The organism is Rhodopseudomonas sp. NSM, assembly GCF_052445935.1.
Classification (GTDB): Bacteria; Pseudomonadota; Alphaproteobacteria; order Rhizobiales; family Xanthobacteraceae; genus Rhodopseudomonas.
In genome coordinates, this window is sequence record NZ_JBQTCH010000005.1 from 387,353 (window position 1) to 409,719 (window position 22,367).

Below are 22,367 nucleotides of genomic sequence, written 5' to 3' on the forward strand. Positions count from 1 at the left end.
GACAATCAAAGAGGTCGGGACATGCTTCGCCTGGATGAAAGTTGTTTTCAACAAAGCATTCGATTGAAGCAGGGCGTCCCTATCCGTTGTGATGTCCGGACCAGGTTTTGGTTCGCAAGACAACCGAGGGATAACATGGCTTCGAGGTGCGGCAAACGGCGCAGGAGGAAGGTAGCAGGCGCGCTACCCTCTGATGCGCTCCGCTACCCGGTTCACGCCGGTATCAGTGCCGTCCCGACACCGTTTCTCGATAAGACAATCGCGTTTTGGCAGCCATATTCCGGTCGTCCCCTCAGTCGGGAAGACGCGCGCGAGATCATTCACAATGTCTCCGGCTTCTTTGCGGTGTTGGCCGAGTGGGAGAAAGCCGAGAGGGCATTACCGCAAGACGGGACTGCGTCTCCGGTCAGAACGCGGGCGTCACGATTTCCCCGCGTTTCGGATGGTGACGATCAACCCTGAATTTGCTTCCCCCCGGTGCACGTATTTCCTATGATTCGACCCGGCTTTTGAACGGGGAGCACAACTATGGCCAGCAGAAAACCGATCTCCGGTAACGTGCTTCCAGTCGCGAAGAAAGCGCTCTCCTACGCGCGCGTATCATCAAAGGAACAGGAGAAAGAAGGCTTCTCCATTCCTGCCCAGCAAAAACTCTTGCAGGCCTACGCGGTACAGAACGGCATCGCCGTTGAACGCGAATTCGTCGATGTTGAAACGGCAAAGCAATCGGGCCGCCTGAATTTTGAGGAGATGGTGCGCTTCCTGAAGCGGCACGAGAGTATCCGCATCGTGCTCGTCGAAAAAACCGACCGCCTCTACCGAAATCTGAAAGACTGGGTGACCCTTGATGAGCTCGACATCGAGATTCACCTTGTCAAGGAAGGCGTCGTCCTATCGCGGGATTCCAAGTCGTCGGAGAAGTTCGTTCACGGCATCAAGGTGCTGATGGCGAAGAACTACATCGACAATCTCTCCGAGGAAACGCGCAAGGGGCAACAGGAAAAGGCAGAGCAGGGCATCTGGCCCACCAGGGCGCCGCTCGGTTATCTCAACACGACTGGTCCGGACGGCAAGAAGATCATCGTTCCTGATCCAAAGAGGGCCGGTGCGATCACCCATCTTTTTGGGTGGTATGCGACAGGCACGCTCTCGGTAAAGGAATTGGCGAAGCAGGCGCAAAGAGCGGGCCTATGTCATGAGCGGGCGGGAAAGGCGCTTCCGCAGAGCAGCATCCATGCCATTCTTCGCAATCGCATTTACATGGGCGAGTTCGAATGGAGGGGCCACCTTTACAAAGGGCGGCATCAGCCTCTGGTTCCGCGGGAGCTTTGGGAGCGCGTCCAGGGCGTCCTGGATGGCCGCAACGCTAAGAAGCCAAAGAGCGGTAAGCCCGAATTTGCGTTCGTGGGCCTGATCACCTGCGGGCATTGCGGGTGCGCTATGACCGCCGAGATCAAGAAGGGGCGGTACGTCTACTATCACTGCAGTGGCTGGAAGGGGAAATGCCCCGAACCCTATGTGCGGGAGGAGGTATTGTCAGAGCGGTTCTCCGCTCTCCTGACCCAACTCGACTTCGGACAGCTTGTGGTCGACTGGCTGAGTTCCGCTCTCCTGGAGAGCCACGCCGACGAGCGGCGCGAGCACGACGCAGCCATTACTCGCCTCCAGACCGAATACGATCGGCTCCAGCACCGGATCCACGGAATCTATGTCGACAAGCTGGACGGAAAAATCGACAGCGCCTTCTTCGAGCGCATGTCTGCTGAATGGCGCTCGGAACAGGACCGCTGCCTCCGGGAAATCGGCTGGCACCAGTCGGCCGACCAGTCATACCTGCAAGAGGGCGTCCAACTCCTGGCCATCGCCCAAAGCGCCGGGAAGCTGTTCGCCAGGCAAACCGCTCCGGAGAAGCGTCGGCTTCTCAATTTCGTAATATCGAACTCGGTCTGGAAGGATGGGCAGCTCAACGCGACCCTCAGACAACCCTTTGACCTGATTTTGGAAACAGCCGTCGCCGTTGCCGCGCAAGGCGGCTCAAAAGGGCGGAATTTTGCTGAGAATACAGTTTGGCTCCCCGGGCCGGATTCGAACCAGCGACCAACCGGTTAACAGCCGGTTGCTCTACCACTGAGCTACCAGGGAACGAGACGAAGCGAACTTCGCGGGGCAGCGTATAACAAAGCCGTCCGGCAATGGAAAGCGGAAATCCACATGTCGTGACGACGGAATGACGCCGCTGCCGATCGGGTCGGCTCGACCCTTGATCTGGTGTCTGCGGGGGCGATGAAAAGGGGCGTCAGCCAAGCTTTTTCCGGCGTTTGTGGATTGTTGCGTTTTCGAACGCGTTGCATCATGGATGGCTCGGCTTCACTTCTGCAGGGAACACCGATGTCGGATTTCGCACGCGCGCGCTTGAACATGATCGACGGTCAGGTCCGGCCGCACAGCGTGACGGACTGGCGAATCATCGATGCGATGCGGTTGGTTCCGCGTGAGGTGTTCGTCCCGGAAGATCAGAAGTGTCTGGCCTATCTCGACCAGGACATCGACCTCGACGGAACCGGCGGCGACTTCCGCCATGTGCTGCTCAATCCGACGGTGACGGCGCGGCTGCTGCAGTCGGCCGAGATCGGCCATGACGACAATGTCCTGGTCGTCGGCGGCGCCACCGGCTACGTCGCGGCGCTGGTCGCCAAGCTGACCGATCGGGTCGTCACCACGGTCGATGACGAGGCGATGGCGGAGCGGGCGAGGACGACGCTCGCCGCACTCGGTCTCGGCAATGTGACGGTCCGCGTCGCGCCCTGCGGCGAGGGAGCTCCGGCTGAGGCGCCGTTCGACGCCATCATCCTCAACGGCGCCACCGAGATCGAGCCGACCAAACTCTACGACCAGCTCCGGCTGAACGGCCGTCTGGTCGGCGTGTTCGCGACCAGTCGGCCGCAGCGGGCTACCGTTATCACCCGATCGCATTGCGATTTCGGCTCCCGCGTGCTGTTCGACACCTCGGTTCCGGTGCTGCCCGGCCTGCGTCGGGTTCCGGCCTTTACGTTCTAGCGCGATCGGGCGATTTCCCGTTGCGAATCAGAAGTGTGGCCCGGATGCCCCAATTCAGAAGTTTCATTCTGCGGCAAGCCGCGGGGGTTCCTTCGCTTCGTTCGGTGCCTTAGTGTGTGGTGGAATTTGCGCGGGCCGCTGCGCTGTGCGTGATGCTCAGGTTGCTGGCCGGGCGGGAAATGAACTGCAAGATTGGATTGCCAGGGATGGTTGGGGTGAAGCGATTTTCCGGCCTCGTGAGTGTCGGCATCATTCTGGCGTGTCTGGGGCCGGCTCCCGTCCTGGCGGAGACGATCGAGGCCGCGCTGATACGCGCCTATCAGAACAACCCCCAGCTCAACGCGCAGCGCGCTTCGGTGCGATCGACTGACGAATCGGTGCCGCAGGCGTTGTCGGGCTATCGCCCGAAGGTCTCGATCACCGCGAGCGGCGGCTATCAATACACCGACGTCAATTCGATCGTCGCCGGCAACAGGTTCCACCTGAGCGGCGGCAACTATCCGCGCTCGATCGGGGCGACGGTCACGCAGACGCTGTTCAACGGCAACCAGACCGCCAACAGGACCCGGGCCGCCGAGAGCCAGGTGTCGTCGGCGCGCGAGGGCCTGCGCGTTCTGGAGCAATCGGTGCTGCTGTCGGCCGCGACCATCTACATGGACTACCTGCGCGACGCGGCGACCGTCGAGGTGCAGAAGTCCAACGTTCGCGTGCTCGACCAGACTCTGAAGCAGACCAACGACCGCTTCAATGTCGGCGAAGTGACGCGCACCGACGTGGCGCAGTCGCAGGCGCAACTCGCTGCAGGCAACACCCAGTTGCTCACCGCCGAATCCAATCTCACCACCACCCGGGCGAATTACCGTCGCATCATCGGTAGCGAGCCGTCCGGACTCGCGCCCGGCTCGCCGGTCGATCGCTTCCTGCCGGCCTCGCTGGCGCAGGCGGTCGAACTCGGTCTCACCCAGAATCCGAACGTCACCGCCGCAATGTTCGGCATCGACGTCAGCTTCCTCAACGTCAAGATCAACGAGGGCGCGCTGTTCCCGACCGTGACCCTGCAGGCCAACGCCCAGCAGGGTTACGAGCAGTCGATCACGACGCCGCGTCAGTTCACCGCGTCGGCTTTGGCCCAGGTCTCGGTGCCGATCTATCAGGGCGGCGCCGAATATTCGTTGATCCGGCAATCGAAGGAATCGCTTGCGCAGCAGCGCCTCAACCTCGAGCAGGTGCGCGACCAGACCCGTGCCACCATCGTGCAGGCATGGGGCCAGCTGCTGGCGGGCCGGGCCCAGGTCGCCTCGGCACAGTCCCAGGTCAAGGCGTCCGAAATCGCGCTCAACGGCGTGCGCGAAGAGGCGCGGGCCGGGCAGCGCACCACGCTCGACGTCCTCAACGCGCAGCAGGCGCTGGTCAATGCGCGGGTGTCGCTGGTGACGGCGCAGCATGATCGTGTGGTGGCGTCCTACTCGGTGCTGAGCGCGATCGGTCGCCTGACGCCGCAGGTGCTCGGCCTGAAGACCGACGTCTATGATCCGAGCGTCCACTATCAACAGGTCCGCGATTCCTGGATCGGCGTCCGCACGCCCGACGGTCGCTGATCCGATCGCCGGCAGGCGCCGTATCAGCGCGCTTGGCCTCCGTTTGCTTGCAATCAATTCGTGGCGTGCCGTAGCGTGGTCCGTGTGATCGGTGCGATTCGTCTCGCTGACGGACGCGCGCGCTGCGGTGCTCCGCGTCGCGATGTGCGACGTGCCCGCGGTAGATCGCGCGGCACTTGAGCTGGGGACAAGTCAGGCGTTCGTCGATGAAAGTCGGGCGCGCCGATCCGGAACCGGGCCATCCTGCAGAGCTTTGGTGTACAACGCCGACAAGGGCGTGATGATGTGGAGTCGGAGATGACGCAGCCTGCAAGGGCCCAAGAGCCTTCCATGGAGGAGATTCTGGCGTCGATCCGTCGTATCATCGCGGATGATGAAGCCAAGCCCGCGAACGTGGCCAAACCGCCGGTCGCCGCCGCCCCGAAGCCGGAGCCGCCGAAACCGGTTCCCATGCCGAGCAAGCCTGCGGCCATGACCCCACCTCCGCCAGCCCCGAGCCCGGCCCCGCAGGCCGCAGCCCCCAAACCCGCTGCGCCGCCCAAGCCGACGCTGGCGCCGGCACCGCCGCCCGCAGCGGCCGAGGCCAGCAACAACCAGGACGACATCGATGCGCTGCTGGCGGGGCTCGATGCCTCGACCACCGAGGAAGAGGTGCGGCCGCCGCAGCCCGATGGCGACGTGCTCGAACTGACCGACGAAATGGCGCTGCCGGAGCCCGAGACCGAGCCTGCGCCGCCACCGACGCCGACCCCGCTGCCGCATGCGTCGTATCGGAAGCCGGTCGAAGACGATCTGGAATTCGCCGAGGCAGCGGCGCCCAGGCCGGCTGCCCCGGAGCCGAAGCCGGCGATGGCGGAGCCCGCCTATCAGCCGTCGCCATCATCCTGGTCCGAGGAGCCGCCGCAGGCGCCGATCATGTCGCGCGCTACGGTCTCGGCAGTGGAATCGGCTTTCAACTCGCTCGCCAACACGGTGCTGAGCAACAACGCGCGCACCCTCGAGGATCTCGTCAAGGAGATGCTCCGGCCGATGCTGAAGTCGTGGCTCGACGACAATCTGCCGACCCTGGTCGAGCGGATCGTGCGCCAGGAAATCGAGCGGGTGTCGCGCGGCCGCTAGGTCGGGCCGCGGCCCCGGGCGCGGCCGGCGGACGCCGGATCGGAGCCCGGCTCCTCATTCTCCACTTGCGACCTCCACTTGCGGCGTTGACTCGCGGCGCGCTGGAAGGTTTCTAGCCGTCGAACGGATGCGCGCGTCGCCGCCCGGCAACGCGCCTTTTTTGATTGCATGGCCATGATCGAGAAAACCTACCAGCCCGCCGAGATCGAAGGCCGCATCGCGCGCGCCTGGGAAGACGCCGAGGCGTTCAAGGCCGGCCGCGCCGACCGCCGCGACGCCGAGCCTTACTCGATCGTGATCCCGCCGCCGAACGTCACCGGCTCGCTGCATATGGGCCACGCGCTCAACAACACGCTGCAGGACATTCTGTGCCGGTTCGAGCGGATGCGCGGCCGCGACGTGCTATGGCAGCCCGGCACCGACCACGCCGGCATCGCCACCCAGATGGTGGTCGAGCGGCAGCTGATGGAGCGGCAGGAGCCGGGCCGCCGCGAGATGGGCCGCGCCAAATTTCTGGAGCGGGTCTGGCAGTGGAAGGCCGAGAGCGGCGGCGTCATCGTCAATCAGCTCAAGCGGCTGGGCGCGTCCTGCGACTGGTCGCGCGAGCGCTTCACCATGGACGAGGGGCTGTCGCGCGCGGTCGTCAAGGTGTTCGTCGAGCTGCACCGCCAGGGCCTGATCTACAAGGACAAGCGGCTGGTCAACTGGGACCCGAAGCTGCTGACCGCGATCTCCGATCTCGAAGTTCAGCAGATCGAGGTCAAGGGCCATCTCTGGCATTTGCGCTATCCGCTCGAAGGCGTCCCCTTCGATCCCGAGAATCCATCGAGCTACATCGTCGTCGCGACCACGCGGCCGGAGACCATGCTCGGCGACACCGCCGTTGCGGTGAACCCGGACGATGAGCGCTACGTCGATCTGATCGGCAAGCACGTCATCCTGCCGCTGGTCGGCCGGCGGATTCCGATCGTCGCCGACGAATATTCCGATCCGGAAAAGGGCTCCGGCGCGGTGAAGATCACGCCGGCGCACGACTTCAACGATTTCGAGGTCGGCCGCCGTCACCATCTGCCGCAGATCAACGTGCTCGATATCGAGGGCCGGATTTCGGTCGCCGACAACAGCGCCTATCTCGAGGGCCTGCCGGAAGGCGCGCGCGACTTCGCCGAGGAAATCGACGGCACCGACCGCTTCGCCGCGCGAAAAATCATCGTGCAGCGGCTGGATGATTTCGGCTTCCTGGAGAAGATCGAGCCGAACGTCCACATGGTGCCGCATGGCGACCGATCGGGCGTGGTGATCGAGCCGTTCCTGACCGATCAGTGGTACGTCGACGCCAAGACCATGGCGCAGCCGGCGATCGCCGCGGTGCGCTCCGGCGCCACGACCTTCGTGCCGAAGAACTGGGAGAAGACCTATTACGAGTGGATGGAGAACATCCAGCCCTGGTGCATCTCGCGCCAGCTGTGGTGGGGCCATCAGATCCCGGCCTGGTACGGCCCGGACGGCAAGGTGTTCGTCGCCGAGACCGAGGAAGAGGCGGTCGGCAACGCGCTCGGCTATTACGTCGAGCAGGAAGTGCTGACGCCGGAACAGGCGCACGACATGGCGGAAGATCCGCTCAAGCGCGAGGGCTTCATCACCCGCGACGAAGACGTGCTCGACACCTGGTTCTCGTCGGCGCTGTGGCCGTTCTCGACGCTGGGCTGGCCCGACGAAACGCCCGAGCTCGATCGCTACTACCCGACCAACGTGCTGGTCACCGGCTTCGACATCATCTTCTTCTGGGTCGCCCGGATGATGATGATGGGCCTGCATTTCAAGAACGACGTGCCGTTCCCGACGGTCTACATCCACGCCCTCGTCCGCGACGAGAAGGGCGCCAAAATGTCGAAGTCGAAGGGCAACGTCATCGATCCCCTGAACCTGATCGAGCAATACGGCGCCGACGCGCTGCGTTTCACGCTGGCGGCGATGGCGGCGCAGGGCCGCGACATCAAGCTGGCGTCGAGCCGCGTCGAAGGTTATCGCAACTTCGCGACCAAGCTGTGGAACGCCTGCCGCTTCGCCGAGATGAACGGCTGCGCCGCGCCTGCCGGCTTCGACTACAGGGCCGCGAAGCAGACGCTGAACCGCTGGATCGCGCACGAGACGGTGCGCGCGACGCGCGAGGTGACCGAGGCGATCGAATCCTATCGCTTCAATGATGCCGCGGGTGCGGCCTATCGCTTCGTCTGGAACGTGTATTGCGACTGGTATCTCGAGCTCGCCAAGCCCGTACTGATGGGCGAGGAGAGTCCGGCCAAGGCCGAAACCCGCGCAATGGTGGCGTGGGCGCGCGACGAGATTCTCAAGCTGCTGCATCCGTTCATGCCGTTCATCACCGAGGAGCTGTGGGCGGTGACCGCGTCGCGCGACAACCTGCTGGTGCTGGCCCCGTGGTCGCGCAAGGCCGGGATCAGCGACGAGCAGCTCGCGGTGATGAGCGCCTCTGCGGCGAGCGATCCGATGGTCGGAGCCGCACTGCTCAACATTCCGACCGCCGTGCCGGACTTCACCGACGATGCCGCCGAGGCCGAGATCGGCTGGGTGGTCGATCTCGTCACCGCGATGCGTTCGGTGCGCGCCGAGATGAACATCACGCCGGCGACGCTGACGCCGCTGGTGCTGGTCGGCGCCACCGCCGACACGCGCGGCCGCGCCCAGCGCTGGAGCGACGTGATCAAGCGGCTGGCGCGGGGGGGTGAAATCTCGTTCGCCGACGCCGCGCCGCAGGGCGCGGTGCAACTGCTGGTGCGCGGCGACGTCGCCGCATTGCCGCTGAAGGGGCTGATCGACTTCGCCGCCGAACAGGCCCGCCTCGACAAGGAGCTCGGCAAGGCCGAAGCCGATATCAAGCGCGCCGAAGCCAAGCTGGCCAACGAGAAATTCGTCGCCAACGCCGCCGAAGAGGTCGTCGAGGAAGAGAAGGAAAAGCGCGAGGCTGCGCTCGCGCGAAAGATGAAGATCCTCGAAGCGCTGCTGCGGATCAAGAACGCGAGCTGAGCGCGTCATTGCCGCGCGCCGCGTGAGTCCGTCGCCGTCGCAGCTTGCAGGGCCGTCACCCTCCGCGAAAGCGGAGGGCCCAGTATTGCAGAGCGTTGCTGTTCAGTTGAAGCGCTCTGGGATACTTGGTCGCCCGGTCGAGCCGGGCGATGACCTGGGCGGGTAGTTCAGTGCAATGCGTCAGATTGGGAACGGCTTGCTCAGGAACCGCGAGCCTTGCAGCCCAAACCGCCACGGATAATCCGCCGCTTTGCTGATCCCGATGCGCGGACCGGCGACGATTTCGGGGTTGGCGCTCCGCCGATGGATCGCAAATGGCGGCGCATCCAGCGGCAATCCGTTATGCGCAATGGTGATCCCCAACGCCTGGGTCAGCTTGCCGGGGCCCGAGCAGAGCATGCGCTCGTCGTCGAGGCCGCGACGGGCGCGCATCGCATCCACCCCATGCGTCGGCGCCAGCGCGCGGATCAGCACCGCGCTGGCCGAGCCTTCCGCCTCGCAGACGACATTGACGCACCAATGAATGCCGTAGGAGCGATAGACATAGGCGATGCCCGGCGGGCCGAACATCACGGCGTTGCGTGCAGTCTGGCCGCCATAGGAATGCGCCGCGGGGTCGGTGTGGTGATAGGCCTCGACCTCGACGATCACGCCGCCGACGCCGTCGAACAACAGCGTGGCGCCGATCAGCTCCGGCGCCACCTCATGCACGCTGCGCGCGAAGAAGCGCCGGCCGAGCAACGGGCCGAGCGCGCCGGGCGCCGGAGCGGGAATGCGGGAAGGGACCATGGGGGCGAGATCTCGCGAGGGCGGCAGCGCCACGCGCCGCCGGGAATGCCGAGAAATCGAGCATTATTCCAAGGGATAAGCGCCCGCAAGCAGCCCGGGTTGCGGGACGGGGGCGGTCGGATTAGGTAGGGTTCTCGCTCACCTTCAGGCAGCCCATGGTCGTCCTCGTCGATACGGTGTCACCCACCCCCGTCCGCCCCCGGCATCCGGAGAAGGCGGCGCGGCCGGATGCGCTGTCGCCGAAGAAGCCGGACTGGATCCGCGTCCGCGCGCCGACCACCCGCGGCTATGGCGAGACCCGTTCCATCGTCAAGGAAAACGGCCTCGTCACGGTGTGCGAGGAGGCCGGCTGCCCGAATATCGGCGAGTGCTGGGACAAGAAGCACGCCACCTTCATGATCATGGGGGACACCTGCACCCGGGCCTGCGCGTTCTGCAACGTCAAGACCGGGATGCCCGGCGCGCTCGATCCGAACGAGCCGGCCTATGTGGCTGAAGCCACCCGCAAGCTCGGGCTCGAACATCTGGTGATCACCTCGGTCGATCGCGACGATCTCGCCGACGGCGGCGCCGCGCATTTCGCCGCCACCATCCGCGCGGTGCGCGAGGCGTGCCCGACCACCACGATCGAGATTCTCACGCCGGACTTTTTGCGCAAGGACGGCGCGCTGGAAGTCGTGGTCGCCGCCAGGCCGGACGTGTTCAACCACAATCTCGAAACCGTGCCGTCGCGCTATCTGTCGGTGCGGCCGGGCGCGCGCTACTTCCATTCGATCCGGCTGCTGCAGCGCGTGAAGGAACTCGACCCCACGCTGTTCACCAAGTCCGGCATCATGGTCGGGCTCGGCGAGGAGCGCCACGAGGTGCTGCAGGTGATGGACGACCTGCGCTCGGCCGAGGTCGATTTCCTCACCATCGGCCAGTATCTGCAGCCGACCCGCAAGCACCACGCGGTGATGCGCTACGTCACGCCGGACGAGTTCGGCGGCTACGCCAAGACGGCTTACGCCAAGGGCTTTCTGATGGTGTCGGCGAGCCCGATGACGCGTTCGTCGCACCACGCCGGCGACGATTTCGCCAAACTGCGGGCGGCGCGCGCGGCGCTGTCGCGCTGAGTTCGAGACGCCGGGTTCGCAACGATGCCGCAATTTTCCAGCAAACGCCGCGTGCCGCACAGTGCCGAGCAGATGTTCGATCTGGTCGCCGACGTCGAGCGCTATCCGCAATTCGTGCCGCTGTGCAAGGCGCTGAAGATCCGGCAGCGCATGCCGCAGGACGACGGCACCGAAGTGATCATCGCCGACATGACGGTGTCGTTCAAACTGGTGCAGGAAACCTTCACCAGCCGCGTCACGCTCGACCGCGCCAATCTCAAGATTCTCGTCGAATATCTGCAGGGCCCGTTCAGCAATCTGGAAAACCGCTGGACCTTCGTGGCCAAGACCGAACGCGCCTGCGAAGTCGGCTTCTTCATCGCCTACGAATTCAAGAGCCGGATTCTGGCGACGCTGATGGGCGCGATGTTCGACACCGCCTTCCACCGCTTCGCCGCCGCGTTCGAAAGCCGCGCAGATCAGGTCTATGGCGGCGCCCCGAAGCTGTCGCGGGCGTAGTTAGTTCCTCTCCGTCATTGCGAGCCGAAGGCGACACAATCCAGCCGCGTGCTCGGCGCTGGATTGCTTCGTCGCGGAGCCTGTGCCCGGACGGCGCAAAGCGCCGATCCGGGTGCTCCTCGCAATGACGGTGGTGTAGCTAATTGCCTATCAACCCGTCATGCCCGGCCTTGTGCCGGGCATCCACGTTTACAGCGTGTGGAATCGAACAAAGACGTGGATGGCCGGGACAAGCCCGGCCATGACGGCGAAAGACCGAGCGGTCAGGGCTTCTTCGGCTTCACCGGCCGCTTCGGCGGCACGCGCTTGCTGGCGGCGGCGCGGCGGGGGGTGCGGGCGACGCGCTTGTGGACGTCTGTCGCGGGGGCACGCTTGGCCTTTGCCGCCGGCTTCGGTCCGCGCGCGACCTCGATCAGCATCCGCAGCGCTTCGACCACCGAGCGCTGGCGCACGTTGCTGCGGCCGATCGCGCCGAAGCGCTGTTCGCGGTGCATGATCCTTCCGTCGCGCGCGGCGACGGCAAAATGCACCAGGCCGACCGGCTTGCCGGGCACGGCGCCGCCGGGGCCGGCGATGCCGGTGATCGACACCGCGAGATCGACGTCGGCGTGTTCCAGCGCGCCGACCGCCATCGCCAGCGCGGTCTCCTTGCTGACCGCGCCGAAAGTGTTGAGCGTCGCGGTCTCGACGCCGAGCATCGCGTGCTTGGCGGCGTTCGAATAGGTCACGAAGCCACGGTCGATCACGTCGGACGAGCCGGGGATGTCGGTCAGGGCGCCGGCGACCAGGCCGCCGGTGCAGGATTCGGCGGTGGCGATGGTGAGCTTGCGCGAGCGGCAGAGATCGAGCAACGAGCGGGCCAAGGCACGGGAACCGGAGCGGGCGTCGTTGCCGCTCATCTCAGCCGGCCAGGCCGTCGGCGCCCCAGGGGAGCCGGATGGTGGCGGACGCGGTTGCGGCGATGCCTTCCTCGCGCCCGGTGAAGCCGAGTCTTTCGCTCGTCGTCGCCTTCACCGCGATGCGCGACACCGGCAGTCCGGTGATCTCGGCGATGCGTTGACGCATCGGGTCGCGCAGCGGGCCGATCTTCGGCCGCTCGCAGATCATCGTCACTTCGAGATTGGCGATGCGGCCGCCGCGCGCGGCGACTCGCTCCACCGCGTATTTCAGGAATTTGTCGGAGGCTGCGCCCTTCCATTGCGGATCGGTCGGCGGGAAGTGCGAGCCGATGTCGCCGTCGGCCAGCGCGCCGAGGATGGCGTCGACCAGCGCGTGCAGCCCGACGTCGCCGTCGGAATGCGCCAGGAAGCCGCGATTATGCGGCACCTTGAGCCCGCACAGCCAGACGTGGTCGCCGTCGCCGAAGGCATGGACGTCGTAGCCGGTGCCGGTGCGGATGTCGCCGAGCGCCGCGGTGAGGCGGCTCTCTTCGCGCGAGAAGTCTTCCGGCGTGGTCAGTTTCATGTTGGCAGCATCGCCCTCGAAAGTGGACACCGTCAATCCCGCCCATTCGGCGATCGCGGCGTCGTCGGTGAAGTCGTCGCGGCCGTCGCGCGCCGCACGGCGGTGCGCGTCGAGGATCACGTCGAAGCGGAACGCCTGCGGGGTCTGCGCGATCCGCAGCTGCGCGCGGTCCGGCGTCGCCACGACGCAGCCGTCGCCGTTGATCTGCTTGACGGTGTCGTTGACCGCGATCACCGGCAGCGCCGCGCCGGTCTGGCCGGCCGCGACGATCGCACGCGAGATCAGATCGGGCGTGACAAAGGGACGCGCCGCGTCGTGGATCAGCACGATGTCGGGCGCGAGCTCCACCAGCGCCTCCAGCCCGGCGCGGACCGAAGCCTGTCGGGTCGCGCCGCCGCCGACGGCGGGTCGAAAGTCGAGGCCGCTGACCGCTTCGTTGAAGATCGCCGTGTCGTCCGGATTGGTCACCGGCTGGACCGCGAATACCTCCGGGTGCGCACAGAACGGCTGCAAGGCCCTCGCAATAACGGGCCGTCCGGCCAGCGTGCGGTATTGTTTAGGGCCGCCTGCGCCGGCGCGGAGGCCGCGCCCGGCGGCGACGATGATGGCGGCGGTACGGGGAAAATTCGGCATCGCTATCGGGGTCAGTTTCTTGAGGGAACAGGCAATCGGGGCGGGCGGGGAGAGCCCTTAGCATGCCTGAGCGTCGAATCAGCATGTTTCCGCGGTCTGTCAGATGGGAGAATTGCTGCAACGCACTTGCATGTCTGGTATAACTGGCTAAACTGTAGGCAATGATCTATGATGCTCAAACATTGAGCTAGACCGGTCGCAATGACGCGCTGGCGACAGAATGAGCAGCTTTTGACCCGATCTACAGTAACAGGTTCGCCGCCTTTGAGAATTGGCAATATTGCGGTGGCCAATCGGGTGCTGCTGGCGCCGATGTCCGGCATCACCGATGCGCCTTTTCGCCAACAGGTCGCAGCTCTCGGCGCCGGACTGGTCGTGTCCGAGATGACCGCGAGCGAAGATCTTGTGCAGGGCCGCGCAATGTCCGTCCGCCGTTGCGACGCGATCGACGACGGGCCGCATGTGGTTCAGCTCGCCGGCTGCGAACCGCACTGGATGGCGGAAGGCGCGCGGATCGCCGAAGCCGGTGGCGCCGACGTCATCGATATCAACATGGGCTGTCCGGCGCGGCACGTGACCGGTGGTCAGTCGGGATCGGCGTTGATGCGTGATCTCGATCACGCGCTGACGCTGATCGAAGCGACGATCAGCGCGGTGCGTGTCCCGGTGACGCTGAAGATGCGGCTGGGCTGGGATGAGCGCTCGCACAACGCGGCAGAGCTGGCGCGGCGGGCCGAGGCTGCCGGGGTGCAGCTGGTGACCGTGCACGGCCGCACCCGCAATCAGTTCTACAAGGGCGAGGCCGACTGGCGCGCGGTCCGCGCCGTCCGCGACGCGGTCAACATCCCGCTCGTCGTCAATGGCGATATCACTTCGTATCGCGACGCGGTCGAAGCGCTCGATCAGTCCGGCGCCGACGCGGTGATGATCGGCCGCGGCGCCCAGGGGCAGCCCTGGTTGCCCGGCCAGATCGGCCGCCGCCTGCAGACCGGGATCGCCGAGGCGATGCCGTCGCTCGCCGATCAGCTCGATTATCTGCGCGCGCTGTATGACGGCGTGCTCGGCCTGTATGGCGAGCGCATCGGACTGCGCCATGCGCGAAAACATCTCGGCTGGTCGCTCGACGTCGCTGCCGCCGCCAGCGGCGCGCCGCCGGCGACGCTGAAGCACTGGCGGACGACGATCCTCACCGAAGAAAACCCGGCCCGTGTGCATCATGCGCTCACTGACGCCTATGACGATTTCGCCTGGAGAGCCGCCGCATGAACGCCGTCTTCGAACCGCGCCACGCCAAGCCGACCGAAAGCGATGCGATCCTCAACGCGTTGCCGAATCCCGTGCTGCTGGTCGGCCCGGACGGCAAGATCATCGACGCCAACATGGCGGCGGAATCATTCTTCGAGATTTCGACGCAGTTGCTCCGGCGGCAATCGCTGACCGAACTGGTGCCGTTCGGCAGTCCGCTGCTGGCGCTGATCGAACAGGTCCGTAGCGGCAATTCGCCGGTCAACGAATACAAGGTCGATCTCGGCACGCCGCGGATCGGCGCCGACCGGCAGGTCGATCTGCACGTCGCGCCGCTGAACGAACGTCCCGGCCACATCGTGGTGATGCTGCAGGAGCGCACCATCGCCGACAAGATGGACCGCCAGCTCACCCACCGCAGCGCCGCGCGTTCGGTCATCGCGCTGGCGGCGATGCTGGCGCACGAGATCAAGAACCCGCTGTCCGGCATCCGCGGCGCGGCGCAGCTGCTCGAACAGCAGGCGTCGTCCGAAGACCGGATGCTGACGCGGCTGATCTGCGACGAGGCCGACCGCATCGTCACGCTGGTCGACCGCATGGAAGTGTTCGGGGACGATCGCCCGGTGGCGCGCGGCCCGGTCAACATCCATTCGGTGCTCGATCATGTGAAGCGGCTGGCGCAGTCGGGCTTCGCGCGCAACATCAAGTTCGTCGAGGACTACGACCCGTCGCTGCCGCCGGTGCTGGCCAATCAGGATCAGCTGATTCAGGTGTTTCTCAATCTGGTGAAGAACGCCGCCGAAGCCGTGGTCGATCTCGGCAGCGACGCCGAGATCCAGCTCACCACCGCGTTCCGTCCCGGCGTGCGGCTGTCGGTGCCCGGCAAGAAGACCCGGGTGTCGCTGCCGCTGGAATTCTGCGTCAAGGACAACGGTCCCGGCGTGCCGGAGGACCTGATGCCGAACCTGTTCGATCCGTTCGTCACCACCAAGGCGTCCGGCTCGGGTCTCGGCCTCGCGCTGGTCGCCAAGATCGTCGGCGACCACGGCGGAATCATCGAATGCGAATCGCAGCCGCGCAAGACCACGTTTCGCGTGCTGCTGCCAATGTACAACACGGCGAAGAACTACAATCAGAGCAACGGCGAGGACGTGCCGGCGTCATCCCCTGCCTCACAGAATGCAAGATGAGGACGAGCAATGCCCGCAGGTAGTATTCTTGTCGCCGATGACGACACCGCCATCCGCACGGTGCTCAACCAGGCGCTGTCGCGCGCCGGATACGAAGTGCGGCTGACCGGCAATGCCGCGACGCTGTGGCGCTGGGTCAGCCAGGGCGAGGGCGACCTGGTGATCACCGACGTGGTGATGCCGGACGAGAACGCCTTCGATCTGCTGCCGCGGATCAAGAAGATGCGGCCGAACCTGCCGGTCATCGTGATGAGCGCGCAGAACACCTTCATGACCGCGATCCGCGCGTCGGAGAAGGGCGCCTACGAATATCTGCCGAAGCCGTTCGACCTCAAGGAGCTGATCGCGATCGTCGGTCGCGCGCTGGCCGAGCCGAAGGAGCGCTCCAGCAACCAGAACGACGAGAACGAATTCGACTCGATCCCGCTGGTCGGCCGCTCGCCAGCGATGCAGGAAATCTACCGCGTGCTGGCGCGGCTGATGCAGACCGACCTCACCGTGATGATCTCGGGCGAGTCCGGCACCGGCAAGGAGCTGGTGGCGCGCGCGCTGCACGATTACGGCAAGCGTCGCAACGGCCCGTTCGTCGCCGTCAACATGGCGGCGATCCCGCGCGACCTGATCGAATCCGAACTGTTCGGCCACGAGCGCGGCGCGTTCACCGGCGCCAACACCCGCGCCTCCGGCCGCTTCGAGCAGGCCGAGGGCGGCACGCTGTTTCTCGACGAGATCGGCGACATGCCGATGGAGGCGCAGACCCGGCTGCTGCGCGTGCTGCAGCAGGGCGAGTACACCACGGTCGGTGGCCGCACCCCGATCAAGACCGACGTGCGGATCGTCGCCGCGTCGAACAAGGACCTGCGCATCCTGATCCAGCAGGGCCTGTTCCGCGAGGATTTGTTCTTCCGCCTCAACGTCGTGCCGCTGCGGCTTCCTCCATTGCGCGAACACATCGAGGACCTGCCGGACCTGGTGCGGCACTTCTTCGCCCTGGCGGAGAAGGACGGCCTGCCGGCCAAGAAGCTCGACAGCGCGGCGCTGGAGCGGATGAAGCAGCATCGCTGGCCGGGCAACGTCCGCGAACTGGAGAATCTGGCGCGGCGGCTGGCGGCGCTGTATCCGCAGGACGTCATCACCGCCTCGGTGATCGACGGCGAACTGGCGCCGCCCGCGGTGGTGTCGGGCGGTAGCGTCGCCCACACCGTCGATAATCTCGGCGGAGCGGTCGAAATGTACCTGTCGTCGCATTTTTCGGGCTTCCCGAATGGCGTCCCGCCGCCGGGGCTCTACCATCGCGTGCTGCGCGAGATCGAGGTGCCGCTCTTGACCGCGGCGCTGGCGGCCACACGTGGCAACCAGATCAGGGCGGCCGATCTGCTCGGTCTCAACCGGAATACGCTGCGCAAGAAGATCCGCGACCTCGATATTCAGGTTTATCGGACCGGCGGCTGATACGCCGGGTCAAGGTTTATGCTGTGAACCGCGTAGCCGCCCGAGGTTCTTCGGGCGGCGCGCCGCGATATTGTCGCAATTGAGCAACAATGTTGTAGGAATGCATCACCGTTCGCCGGCGGCGGGCGGCCCGTTCGCATTCATTGATTATTGCCAGAATGACCAGCGCAGAGACGTCGACCCCCACCGTTGACGACCCGTCGATCGCCGAGCCGCGCACCGCCACCTGGCGCAAGCTGCTGGCGCCGCTCGCGGTGGGCGTGGCGCTGTTTTCTGCGTTTCTGACCTTCGTCGTTCTGACCGGGCTGACGCCGATTTCACCCACCCGCTCCGTCGTCGTCACCTTTTTGCTGATCAACGGCGCCACCATCCTGCTGCTGCTGGCGATCATCGCTCACGAGGTCTGGAAGATCATCCAGGCACGGCGGCGCGGGCGGGCGGCGGCGCGGTTGCACGTCCAGATCGTCAGCCTGTTCTCGGTGATCGCGGTGCTGCCGGCGGTGCTGGTGTCGATCGTCGCCAACGTCACGCTCGACCGCGGCCTCGACCGGCTGTTCTCCGGGCCGACCCGGGCGGTGATCCAGAATTCGCTGATCGTCGCCAACGCCTATCTGCACGAGCACGGCCAACTGATCCGGGGCGACATCCTGGGCATGGCCAACGACATCTCGCATGCGCGACCGCTCTTCGATCAGGACCGCAAGTCGTTTCAGGAATTCCTGACCGCCAGCGCCAAGACCCGCAACCTGCCGGGCGCGATGCTGATCGACAAAAACCGGGAGGTGCTCGCCTCGGCGCAGACCGGCATCCAGCGCGATTTCGATACGCCGGCGCCGGAATTTCTCAGCAATGTGGACGACACCGAGCCGCAGATTGCGGTGTTCATCGAAGCCAATTACGTCGCCGCGGTGATCCGGCTGAAGGGTTTCGACGACACGTTCCTCTACGTCGCGCGATTGCTCGACCCGCGGGTCGTGGCGCAGCTCCGGCAGACCCAGGCCAGCGTCGCCGAATATGCCGAGATCGAATCGCGTCGGCTCGGCGTGCAGGTGGCGTTCGCGCTGATGTTCACGGTGATCGCGCTGACGGTGCTGATGTCTTCGGTGCTGATCGGGTTGAACTTCGCCAACTGGCTGGTGGCGCCGATCCGCCGTCTGATGGGCGCAGCCCAGATGGTTTCGACCGGCGACCTGCACGTTCAGGTGCCGGTGTTCAAGTCGGAGGGCGATCTGTCGCAACTCGGCGAGACCTTCAACAAGATGACCCAGGAGCTGCGCACCCAGCGCGACGAACTGGTCAGCGCCAGCGATCTGATCGACAGCCGCCGCCGCTTCATCGAGGCGGTGCTGTCGTCGGCGAGCGCCGGCATCATCGGCGTCGACGGTTCGCTCAGCATCGGCATTCTCAACCGCTCGGCCGAGAAGCTGATCGGACATTCGGAATCCGAGACACTCGGCCATCCGTTGTCCGAGGTGATTCCGGAGCTCGACGAGATGATGGCGACCGCCTGCGAAGGCTCGCAGCGGCTGGTGCAGGGCCAGATCACCATCACCCGCGACGGCCGCGAGCGGATCCTGTCGGTGCGGGTCACGGCCGAGCAGACCGGCCACGCCCGCGACAGCTACATCATCACCCTCGACGACATCACCGAGCTGGTGTCGGCGCAGCGAACCTCGGCCTGGGGCGACGTCGCGCGGCGGATCGCGCATGAGATCAAGAACCCGCTGACGCCGATCCAGCTGTCGGCGGAGCGGATCAAGCGCAAATTCGGCAAGGTGATCATCGAGGACAAGGGTATCTTCGAGCAGTGCACCGACACCATCGTCCGCCAGGTCGACGATATCCGCCGCATGGTCGACGAGTTCTCGCGTTTCGCACGGATGCCGAAGCCGGTGATCGAGGGCGAGGACGTCGCCGACACCGTGCGCCAGGTGGTGTTCCTGATGCGCGTCGGCCATCCCGACGTCGACATCGAGGCCGACATCAAGGACGACCCGCTGCGCGCCCGGTTCGACCGCCGCCTGATATCGCAGGCGCTGACCAACATCATCAAGAACGCAGCCGAAGCGATCGAGGCGGTGCCGCCGGAGGAGCTCGGCAAGGGCAGGATCGAGGTGGTGGCGGCGCGTGACGGCGACGACGTCGTCATCGACGTCGTCGACAACGGCATCGGTCTGCCCAAACAAAGCCGCTCGCGCCTGCTCGAACCCTACGTGACCACACGCGAGAAAGGCACCGGCCTCGGACTCGCGATCGTCGGGCGCGTGCTGGTCGACCATGGCGGCGGGATCGAACTCAACGACGCATCCGACTTCAGGCCCGGGCAACGGGGCGCCTGGATGCGATTGCGATTCGCGATGTCCGGGCAGCCCGTGGCACCGCCAGCCGGTGAACCAAAAGCCAAAGCCGGCAACGAACCCAAGATAGAAGCGGCGAATAGCGGCTAGAATGACAGGCTCGACACATGGCGAATGACATTTTGATCGTCGATGACGAAGCGGATATCCGCGATCTCGTCGCCGGCATTCTCGAGGACGAAGGTTTCACGTCGCGCACGGCGCGCGACAGCGATTCCGCGTTGGCGGAGATCGCGAACCGGCGTCCGAATTTGATCTTCCTCGACATCTGGCTGCAGGGCAGCAAGCTCGACGGCCTGCAATTGCTCGAGCAGATCAAGAAGGAGCACGCCGAGGTGCCGGTGGTGATGATCTCCGGCCACGGCAATATCGAAACCGCGGTGGCGGCGATCAAGCGCGGCGCCTACGACTTCATCGAGAAGCCGTTCAAGTCCGACCGCCTGATCCTGGTGGCGACGCGCGCGCTGGAAACCTCGCGGCTGAAGCGCGAAGTGCGCGAGCTGAAGCAGCAGGCGCCGTCGGCCTCGACGCTGATGGGCCGCTCGGCCTGCATGAACCAGCTGCGCCAGACCATCGAGCGCGCCGCCAAGGCGAACAGCCGCATCCTGATCGTCGGCCCGTCGGGGGCGGGCAAGGAACTCGCGGCGCGCACGCTGCACAACGCCTCAGGTCGCGCCGAGGGACCGTTCGTGGTGATCAACGCCGCCGCGATCACGCCGGAGCGGATGGAGGTCGAACTGTTCGGCATCGAGCCGAACGGCGAGCACGCGCGCAAGGCCGGCGCGCTGGAAGAGGCGCATGGCGGCACGTTGTTCATCGACGAGATCGCCGACATGCCGCGCGAGACCCAGAACAAGATCCTGCGGGTGCTGGTGGAGCAGACTTTCCAGCGTTCCGGCGGCACCGCCAAGGTCAATGTCGACGTCCGCATCATCTCGTCGACCGCGCGCAACCTCGAGGACGAGATCGCCGAGGGCCGGTTCCGCGAGGATCTGTATCACCGGCTTTCGGTGGTGCCGATCCGGGTGCCGCCGCTGTCGGAGCGGCGCGAGGACATTCCCGAACTGATCGAGTACTTCATGGAGCAGATCTCGGCGGCGACCGGCCTGCCGAAGCGTCAGATCGGGCAGGACGCGATGGCGGTGCTGCAATCGCACGTCTGGCCGGGCAACGTCCGGCAACTCCGCAACAACGTCGAGCGGGTGATGATCCTGGCCGGCGGCGGACCGGACTCGGTGATCACCGCCGACATGCTGCCACAGGACGTCGGCTCGATGGTGCCGACGATGCCGACCGGCAACAACGGCGAGCACATCATGGGGCTGCCGCTGCGCGAGGCGCGCGAAGTATTCGAGCGGGATTATCTGATCGCGCAGATCAGCCGGTTCTCCGGCAACATCTCGCGCACCGCCGAATTCGTCGGGATGGAGCGCTCGGCGCTGCATCGCAAGCTCAAGGCGCTCGGCGTCGGCTGAGCGTCGCTTCACCTGAACTCATCACCGGAACTGCCCGATGTCGCGCATCGCCTATGTGAACGGCCGCTATCAGGACATGCGCGACGCCAGCGTGAGCATCGAGGATCGCGGCTATCAGTTCGCCGACGGCGTCTACGAAGTGTGCGAGGTGCGTGGCGGCCGGCTCGTCGACATGCCGCGGCATCTGACGCGGTTGCAGCGGTCCCTGGGCGAATTGCGGATCGCGCTGCCGATGCCGCTGTCGTCGCTGGCGGTGATCCTGCACGAAGTGGTGCGGCGCAATCGCGTACGCTTCGGCATCGTCTATCTGCAGATCAGCCGCGGCGTGGCGCGGCGGGATCACGGCTTCCCGGTGAAGGCGGTGAAGCCGGGCGTGGTGGTGACGGCGCGCACGATCGATCCGGCGAGAGGCGAGGACAATGCGACGCGCGGCATCAAGGTGATCACCGTGCCGGAAAATCGCTGGCCGCGGGTCGATATCAAATCGACGGCGCTGCTGCCGAACGTGCTGGCGAAGCAGGCCGCGCGCGAGGCAGGCGCCTACGAGGCCTGGTATGTCGACCGCGACGGCTTCGTCACCGAAGGCTCGTCGAGCAACGCATGGATCGTCACCCGAGAGGGGCGGGTGGTGACGCGTCCGGACAGCTCGGGCATCCTGTCGGGCATCACCCGGGGCGTGCTGATCGAGGCGCTGGAGGCACTGCAGATCCGGTTCGAGGAGCGTCCGTTCACGCCCGCCGAAGCGGCAGACGCGGCGGAGGCCTTCGTCACCGCGGCCAGCATGATCGTGATGCCGGTGGTCGCGATCGACGGCCGTGCCATCGGCAATGGCACGCCGGGCCCGGTTGCCCGCCGCTTGCGCGAACAGTTTCACAGGTTTTCGGCCTTTTCCTGAATTTTGTGTCTCGCGCAGCACGGCGTCCGATTTAGCTGCTTGCCTAACAAGCACGCGTGCCGTCTAATCTCCTTGTCAGTCTTCGGAGGGGGATCTCAGGGAGGCTGACAACCGAGGCGAAGCTCCGCAGAGAGACCCGCCGCGGCAAAAAAAGACAATTCCAATTGCGGGAATAAAAATGGCGGCAGACCGCGCACAAAACCTACAAGACACCTTCCTGAACCATGTTCGTAAGACGAAAACTCCCTTGACGATCTTCCTCGTGAACGGAGTGAAGTTGCAAGGCATTGTCACGTGGTTCGATAATTTTTGCCTGTTGCTGCGACGCGACGGTCATTCGCAGCTGGTCTACAAGCATGCGATTTCGACGATCATGCCCGGCGCGCCGATCCAGTTGTTCGAAGGCGGCGAGGATTCACCAGCTTGAGATGGTGC

General features: G+C 65.4%; 17 protein-coding genes, 1 tRNA gene and 1 pseudogene. 14 read left to right on the plus strand and 5 right to left on the minus strand.

What is annotated here, in order from left to right:
- Positions 1-528 precede the first annotated feature (528 nt).
- A pseudogene (locus ACTZWT_RS15690) lies at positions 529-1,494 on the plus strand (recombinase family protein); the annotation flags it as partial.
- A gap of 42 nt (positions 1,495-1,536) precedes the next feature.
- On the opposite strand, the gene ACTZWT_RS15695 reads toward ACTZWT_RS15690, so the two are convergent.
- Positions 1,537-1,812, minus strand: coding sequence for a hypothetical protein (locus ACTZWT_RS15695; protein ID WP_444770602.1), 276 nt, complete (start codon positions 1,810-1,812; stop codon positions 1,537-1,539).
- 255 nt (positions 1,813-2,067) lie between these two features.
- Positions 2,068-2,142: transfer RNA gene (locus tag ACTZWT_RS15700), tRNA-Asn, on the minus strand.
- Positions 2,143-2,388: 246 nt separating this feature from the next.
- Between ACTZWT_RS15700 and ACTZWT_RS15705 the strand changes: the two genes are divergently transcribed.
- From ACTZWT_RS15705 to ACTZWT_RS15720, 4 genes are all read left to right on the plus strand, one after another.
- Positions 2,389-3,057 carry a protein-L-isoaspartate O-methyltransferase family protein gene (locus ACTZWT_RS15705; protein ID WP_444770603.1) on the plus strand — a complete coding sequence of 223 codons (669 nt, stop codon included), beginning with the start codon at positions 2,389-2,391 and terminating at the stop codon, positions 3,055-3,057.
- Positions 3,058-3,263: 206 nt separating this feature from the next.
- A complete protein-coding gene (locus ACTZWT_RS15710; RefSeq protein WP_444770604.1) occupies positions 3,264-4,655 on the plus strand; it encodes a TolC family outer membrane protein in 1,392 nt (463 codons plus the stop codon).
- Positions 4,656-4,952: 297 nt separating this feature from the next.
- Positions 4,953-5,774: a PopZ family protein gene (locus ACTZWT_RS15715; protein WP_444770605.1), complete on the plus strand. Its 822-nt coding sequence runs from the start codon at positions 4,953-4,955 to the stop codon at positions 5,772-5,774.
- A 174-nt stretch (positions 5,775-5,948) separates the two neighbouring features.
- Complete coding sequence (locus ACTZWT_RS15720) at positions 5,949-8,819, plus strand: valine--tRNA ligase (RefSeq protein WP_444770606.1); 2,871 nt, start codon at positions 5,949-5,951, stop codon at positions 8,817-8,819.
- A 180-nt stretch (positions 8,820-8,999) separates the two neighbouring features.
- Here ACTZWT_RS15720 and ACTZWT_RS15725 read toward each other — a convergent pair whose 3' ends face one another.
- On the minus strand, positions 9,000-9,608 hold the full coding sequence (locus ACTZWT_RS15725) for a DNA-3-methyladenine glycosylase (protein ID WP_444770607.1): 609 nt from the start codon (positions 9,606-9,608) through the stop codon (positions 9,000-9,002).
- A 155-nt stretch (positions 9,609-9,763) separates the two neighbouring features.
- On the opposite strand from ACTZWT_RS15725, the gene lipA reads away from it, so the two are divergent.
- The gene (gene lipA / locus ACTZWT_RS15730) at positions 9,764-10,723 is read left to right on the plus strand and encodes a lipoyl synthase (protein ID WP_444770608.1); all 960 of its coding nucleotides are present in this window, start codon (positions 9,764-9,766) and stop codon (positions 10,721-10,723) included.
- A 24-nt stretch (positions 10,724-10,747) separates the two neighbouring features.
- Positions 10,748-11,221, plus strand: a complete 474-nt coding sequence (locus ACTZWT_RS15735; protein WP_444770609.1) for a type II toxin-antitoxin system RatA family toxin — start codon at positions 10,748-10,750, stop codon at positions 11,219-11,221.
- Between the two features lie 263 nt (positions 11,222-11,484).
- Here ACTZWT_RS15735 and ACTZWT_RS15740 read toward each other — a convergent pair whose 3' ends face one another.
- Both ACTZWT_RS15740 and ACTZWT_RS15745 read right to left on the minus strand, forming a co-directional pair.
- Positions 11,485-12,120 carry a CinA family protein gene (locus ACTZWT_RS15740; RefSeq protein WP_444770610.1) on the minus strand — a complete coding sequence of 212 codons (636 nt, stop codon included), beginning with the start codon at positions 12,118-12,120 and terminating at the stop codon, positions 11,485-11,487.
- A gap of 1 nt (position 12,121) precedes the next feature.
- Complete coding sequence (locus ACTZWT_RS15745) at positions 12,122-13,318, minus strand: bifunctional 2-C-methyl-D-erythritol 4-phosphate cytidylyltransferase/2-C-methyl-D-erythritol 2,4-cyclodiphosphate synthase (RefSeq protein ID WP_444770611.1); 1,197 nt, start codon at positions 13,316-13,318, stop codon at positions 12,122-12,124.
- A gap of 201 nt (positions 13,319-13,519) precedes the next feature.
- On the opposite strand from ACTZWT_RS15745, the gene dusB reads away from it, so the two are divergent.
- The 7 genes from dusB (at position 13,520) to hfq (ending at position 22,359) form a co-directional block, all read left to right on the plus strand.
- Positions 13,520-14,584: a tRNA dihydrouridine synthase DusB gene (gene dusB / locus ACTZWT_RS15750; RefSeq protein WP_444770612.1), complete on the plus strand. Its 1,065-nt coding sequence runs from the start codon at positions 13,520-13,522 to the stop codon at positions 14,582-14,584.
- Entirely contained in the window at positions 14,581-15,753 is a 1,173-nt protein-coding gene (locus tag ACTZWT_RS15755) for a two-component system sensor histidine kinase NtrB (RefSeq protein WP_444770613.1), read from the plus strand. Before dusB ends, ACTZWT_RS15755 begins: the two co-directional genes overlap by 4 nt.
- A 9-nt stretch (positions 15,754-15,762) precedes the next feature.
- Positions 15,763-17,205, plus strand: a complete 1,443-nt coding sequence (ntrC, locus tag ACTZWT_RS15760; RefSeq protein ID WP_322516984.1) for a nitrogen regulation protein NR(I) — start codon at positions 15,763-15,765, stop codon at positions 17,203-17,205.
- Between the two features lie 158 nt (positions 17,206-17,363).
- Entirely contained in the window at positions 17,364-19,652 is a 2,289-nt protein-coding gene (locus ACTZWT_RS15765) for an ATP-binding protein (RefSeq protein WP_444770614.1), read from the plus strand.
- A gap of 17 nt (positions 19,653-19,669) precedes the next feature.
- Positions 19,670-21,037, plus strand: a complete 1,368-nt coding sequence (ntrX, locus tag ACTZWT_RS15770) for a nitrogen assimilation response regulator NtrX (RefSeq protein ID WP_444770615.1) — start codon at positions 19,670-19,672, stop codon at positions 21,035-21,037.
- A 37-nt stretch (positions 21,038-21,074) separates the two neighbouring features.
- On the plus strand, positions 21,075-21,932 hold the full coding sequence (locus ACTZWT_RS15775) for a D-amino-acid transaminase (protein WP_444770616.1): 858 nt from the start codon (positions 21,075-21,077) through the stop codon (positions 21,930-21,932).
- Positions 21,933-22,110: 178 nt separating this feature from the next.
- Positions 22,111-22,359, plus strand: coding sequence for an RNA chaperone Hfq (gene hfq / locus ACTZWT_RS15780; protein WP_002711839.1), 249 nt, complete (start codon positions 22,111-22,113; stop codon positions 22,357-22,359).
- Positions 22,360-22,367 lie beyond the last annotated feature (8 nt).